The following is a 4691-nucleotide window of genomic DNA, read 5'->3' as shown; positions in this document are numbered from 1 at the left end:
TCGGCCATGACCACGTCGGGGCCGGAGGGCTGGGAAATGTGAACGTGGCTGTCGATCCCGCCGGGAAGAGCGAGCAAACCTGTCGCGTCGATCTCGCGCGCTGCGCCTTCAATACTGTCGGCAATGCTGACGATGCGGCCGTCGCGAATGCCGATATCGGCGCGAAACTCGTCGCTGGCTGTCACGATGGTGCCGCCGCGAATGGCAAGATCGAGCTGCGTCACATGAGTCTCCGCCACTTGATGACTGCTGATGTCTGGAAGATCCGGCCCCAATCGGTGAGAGCGCGGATGTCGCCGCCCGCAAGCTCCAGGGTCCGCCACAGCGTGACGGCAACCGAGTCGAGCACCGCGATGTCCAGTTCCCGTTCGAGCGAGGCCGCAAGCGCGGCGCCGTCGAGATTGGTGCAGAGGATGACGACGGCATCGGCGCCCTCGGCCGCGACCGCCCGGACCATGCTGGCGATCGTCGCCGGCGTGACCTCACCGAAGGAGAAATTGTCGCGAAGTCCGAGATGCCGCTCCGTGTGCGGAGCGATCCCCTCCTCGGCCCAGACGCCGGCGATGCGCCGCTGCACGTCGTCCGTATAGGGCGAGACGAGACCGACGCGTTTGGCACCGAGCGCGCGGACGGCATCGATGCAGGCAAGTGTCGACGTCGTCGCCGGCACGCCTGTGCGCGCCGCGATCGCTTCGCACAGGCTCCTGTCGCGGCCGATGCCGAGCCAGCTTGCCGAAGTGCCATTCCAGGCGATGGCGTCGACTTTTGCGTCGGCCAACAGGTCCGCTGCCGGCAGCATCACCGAGGCGTCGAACTGGCTCAGTGCGGCGGCATCGAGCGCGATCTCGGTAACGCGGAAGCGCGAGAAATGCGCGGTAACGCCATCTGCTCCGGCCAGCATGGCGTTGGTGACGGGTTCGAGCACCGAATTCGAGGACGGCGTGATCATGCCGAGGCGCTTGCGCTTGGTAGACATCGATCAGGATCACCCCGTTGCGGCGGAGCGTACCGGCGCTCCTCTAAACGATCATCCGCGTCCGCATCCGTCTGTGCAACCCGCAATTTGCATGCTGCATACAATTTGTGCGATTTGCATTTCAGGCAGCAAAGGTCGCCCACAACCGACGCCAGCCGATCACGATCCCTGTGACGGAGAACACCAGGCCCAGCACGCAGAGCCCGACGATCAGCACATCACGCAGACGTGGATGCGCCAGCAGGACCGGAAAATCGAACGTGTGCAAGGCGCTGTAGAACCAGCGATAGGCGCGCCGCGACATATCCAGCCGTTGCAGCACGTTGCCATCAGCGCCGTCGATGTCGAACCACAGGTCGCCGCATCGGGAGCGATAGACCGGCGCACCCGAGGCGGTGGACTGGGCGGGATAGCCGTCATCATCGGCAAGAACGATCGGCACACCGCAGCTAGTGGCGAGGCGCATGGTTAGCTCCTGAACCTCGCGCGCGCTCAAGAATCCCGCTTGTCCATCGCGGGAGGCATCCCCCGCCTTGATCAAGATCTGGCGCTCGATATCGACCCGATCGCGTCGATAGATGGTGCCGTTGAAGGCGAACCATTCGACTTCACGGGCCGACGGCGATATCGGCTGCGGATCGAGCGATGAGGTCGCCACCCAATCCGGCGAGGCATTCGTCACTTCGGCCTCGGCCGGGCTCAGCTGCCCGCGCGAGAACAGCCGCCCGTGATCCATGGAAAGCCAGCCGCTGAAGATCCAGGTCAGCACGAAAGCCGTCACCGCGAGTCCAATGAGATGATGCAAAGCGTGCCAGCCGCGGTAGGGTGAACCGACCAACCGCCCTCGCCGCTTGATCCGCACAAGGCCAAGCACCGCGCCGAGCAGAGCTGCGATCGAGGCCAGCAGCGACAATGTCCAGACCACGCGGTCCCACAGCGCCCAGTTACTTCTGAGGACCGTCGGATAGATCCAGTGCAGCACACTCCCGGCGAGGTTCCATCCGCGTTCGCTTCGCGTCGTGTCCAGAACCACCTCTCCAGTAAGGGATGAGATATAGACCTCCGTCTTGGCGGCATCGCCGAGGGCGACGCGAAACAGCGGCCGGTGGCGATCAAAGCCGTTCGGCACGCTCCATTGATCGTAGTCCGACCGCGCAACGATCGCAGCCCGAGCGGCATCGAGCCCACGCCCGCGGGCATGATCCCGCGCGATCGCGAGCGCGAGATCGGGAGACGTCACCGATGCATCCCGTCCGTCGGATGCCCGAACCGCGCGTGCGCGCGATGGCCCCGAGACGATATAGACCGGTCCGTCGCTCCGTTGGATCAGACGAACCCGCGTGGCATCCGTGATCCCGCTCGCGGCCACGGCGTCGACGACCGCGATCCTCACCCGCGTGCGATCGACCGGCCCGAACCCGCCAAATCGCTCTGCTTCCGTCAGCGACGGAAACGGAACGAAGTGCATCACGATCCCGCTCGCGAACCACATCGCGAACAGGAGGCAGAACGCGATCCCGAGCCAGCGATGCAACAGGACGATCGCGCCCATCATGCGTTCAGAGCCTACCACTTGAACGCTGCCGAGATCTCGTAGGTGCGTGGCGCGCCGAGCAGGATCTGATCGGGATAGAACGGATCGCCCCAGATCGCGTAACGCTTGTCGGTGATGTTGCGCACACGGAAGGCCAGGCGGGCCTGGTCGACCGCACTGAACACCGTCCTGGGAATGTCGACGAAGGCATAGACGTCGGCCACGGTATAAGCGTTCATCGTGACCGTGTTTGCGTCGGTATTATAGCGGTCGCCGACGTGGCGGCCGACGATTCCGAGCTCCACCGGCCAGGGCGTGAAGAGCCGATACGACACGCCGGCATTCGCCACGATGCGCGGCACGTTGGGCGGCGTATTGCCCGAGAACGAGCCGCCGGCAAAATTGTAGTCGGCGTAGCGCGCATCGACATAGGCGATGTTGCCCCAGAGACGCAGCGGCTCGATCGGGCGTACGGCCGCCGCAAGCTCCACGCCCTTCGATTCCTGCCGTCCGGCGATGTTGAGCTGCATGCCGCCGGCCGCCGCATAGACGTTCTTGCGCTCGATATCGTAGGCCGAGAATGACCACTCCGCCCGGTTGTCCCAGAACAGGTGCTTGACGCCGGTCTCATAGGTACGCGAGGCCGTGAGGTCGAGCGGCTGGTTGGGCGCGAGCAGGAAGACGTTGTTGGCCGAGACATCCGCGCCGGTGGCGTACTGGCTGAAGAAGGTCAGGCCTGGAATGGCTTCCCAGGTGTAGCCGATGCGGCCCGTCACCGGCGCCCAATCTGTCGAGAACGGGAAGCCTGCCTTTTCCAGGCCGCTCACATTGGTCGAATTGCGGTCGAGCCCGATATGCTCGACACGCAGGCCGCCAATCAGCGCAAAGCTGCGCGTCAGTTTCAGCCTGTCCTCGAACGATAGCGCCTCGTTGTCGATACGTGCCGTCTGCTGCTGCGTCGTGAGCAAACCGTAATAGCCGCGCGCTGGATCGACCAGCGTGACGGAATCGTCGGGAAAATTGGCTGCGCCCGGCCTGACAAAATCGAGGTAGCTTGACGATACCGTCGTGACGAAACGGTTGTCGAAGCCTGCGATATCAGTATCCCATGTCAGGTCGGTGATATTGCCGACAAGGCGTTGGCTTTGCGCGACATAGAAGCGTTCCCGTTCCACCATATTCGTGATGGAGTTGAACGCCTCCACCTCGCTATTGAACCAGGTACGCTCTGCACCATAGGCATAGGCCTGGCTCTTGAGCGTCAGGTCAGGCGCCAACTTCAGCTCAAAGCCGCCCCGCAGCCACACTTCCTGTGCCACGTTGCGGTTGTCCAGGACATTGTAATTGGTATTGAAGGTGCGGTCGTCGATCGTGACCGGTCCGAGATTCGTCCCATTGAAGTTCGAGACATAACTGCCGGAGACAATGCCCGTCGTCGCGTGCGAGCCGCTGTAAGCGACCGGCACCAGCGGCGCGCCCCAATAGGCTTTCGAGCGGTCCTCCCGGTACTCGATCGCGCCCCAGACCTTCAGACTGTCGGAAATGCGGTAATTGAGCTGGCCAGAGACGTCGAACGTTTTCGTGTTGGTGTCGTCGGCAAAGCCGTTGAGCGAGGAACGGCTGATGTCGAAGCGGTAGTCGAGGCCCTGTACATTGGTGTTGCCGCCCGAGCCGTAATGGACGCCGAACGAGTTGAGCGAATCCCAGGAGAAATCCGCCTCATTCCGGACCGGCCCGGTGTGCGGCTGCTTCGTGACTAAGTTGATTGCGCCACCGGCGGCACCTTCGCCCGACATCAGCGAGGCAGGACCTTTGAGGAATTCCACGGCTGCGAGATTGGCCGTATCCGTGATCCGCGATGTCATGTTCTGCGGGCCGATCTTGATGCCGTTGTAGAGCATGTTGATCTGGCTGTTGGTGAAGCCGCGCATCGAGAAGGCGGAAGGTTCGGCCGGATTGTCGCCGGATGTGACGCCCACCGCGCCCTGGGCCACCTCCGACACGGTGCGATAGCCCTGCTCGCGCATGGTTGCGGCCGAAATCACCTCGACGGTCGCGGGAATCTCACGCACGGTCAGGCCGAGGCGCGAGGCGCTTACGGCCACAGCGTTGCTGTTGAGCGGCGTCTGTGTCTGCGTGGCTGCTGTCGGCGCGACAGGCTTTGGCGCGGCCGACGCGGTC

General features: G+C 63.6%; 3 protein-coding genes and 1 pseudogene. All 4 read right to left on the bottom strand.

Translation table 11 applies throughout. The annotated features are described in order from the left end of the window. Positions 1-224: pseudogene (locus tag AC629_RS35470) on the bottom strand (dihydropyrimidinase); the annotation flags it as partial. Beyond that, positions 221-976, bottom strand: a complete 756-nt coding sequence (locus AC629_RS35465) for a maleate cis-trans isomerase family protein (RefSeq protein ID WP_084809401.1) — start codon at positions 974-976, stop codon at positions 221-223. The gene AC629_RS35465 and the pseudogene AC629_RS35470, both read right to left, overlap by 4 nt. 121 nt (positions 977-1097) lie before the next feature. Continuing rightward, the gene (locus AC629_RS35460; protein WP_084809400.1) at positions 1098-2531 is read right to left on the bottom strand and encodes a PepSY domain-containing protein; all 1434 of its coding nucleotides are present in this window, start codon (positions 2529-2531) and stop codon (positions 1098-1100) included. 11 nt (positions 2532-2542) lie between these two features. After that, positions 2543-4691 (bottom strand): TonB-dependent receptor (locus AC629_RS47285; protein WP_245332095.1); only part of this gene is annotated, 2149 nt, incomplete at its 5' end.

This window comes from Bradyrhizobium sp. NAS80.1, from assembly GCF_001908205.1.
In the GTDB taxonomy this organism is placed as follows: Bacteria; Pseudomonadota; Alphaproteobacteria; order Rhizobiales; family Xanthobacteraceae; genus Bradyrhizobium.
This window is presented reverse-complemented; position numbering and strand designations above follow the sequence as displayed.